This is a genomic window from Microbispora bryophytorum, from assembly GCF_006874465.1.
Lineage (GTDB): Bacteria > Actinomycetota > Actinomycetes > Streptosporangiales > Streptosporangiaceae > Microbispora > Microbispora bryophytorum.
In genome coordinates, this window is the sequence record NZ_VIRL01000110.1 from 1 (window position 1) to 407 (window position 407).

1 protein-coding gene is annotated in these 407 nt (G+C 33.2%); it reads left to right on the plus strand.

What is annotated here, in order from left to right; translation table 11 throughout:
* Positions 1-73 precede the first annotated feature (73 nt).
* Positions 74-407 (plus strand): MATE family efflux transporter (locus FLX07_RS36075; protein WP_208762587.1); only part of this gene is annotated, 334 nt, incomplete at its 3' end.

A 407-nucleotide genomic window follows, 5' to 3' on the forward strand; every position in this document is an offset into this window, starting at 1 on the left:
ATTTATTGTTTGGAAAGCTTCTCCGTTTGAATGGAAGCTGCCCTCAGTTCAGTCGCTCCTGGATACACATTCTATGAACAAGGTGTTTAATGTTAACAAAGATTTATTTATTCGGACTATTTGTTTACTAATTGTTATTAATATGTTTACAGCAAAAGGTGCTTCGTTCGGTACAGAATTTCTAGCTGCGAATGCTGTATTATTTCAAATTCACTACATAATGGCATATCTTTTCGATGGTTTTGCCAATGCCTCAAGTATTCTTGTTGGTAAATCAATAGGATCCAATGACAAAGAGTTATATAAGAAAACTCTTACTTTATCTAGACAGTGGTCGCTAATAACAGCTTTCATCATATCTAGCTTATATACGATTTTTCAAGAACCTATTATTAGGCTTTTTACAA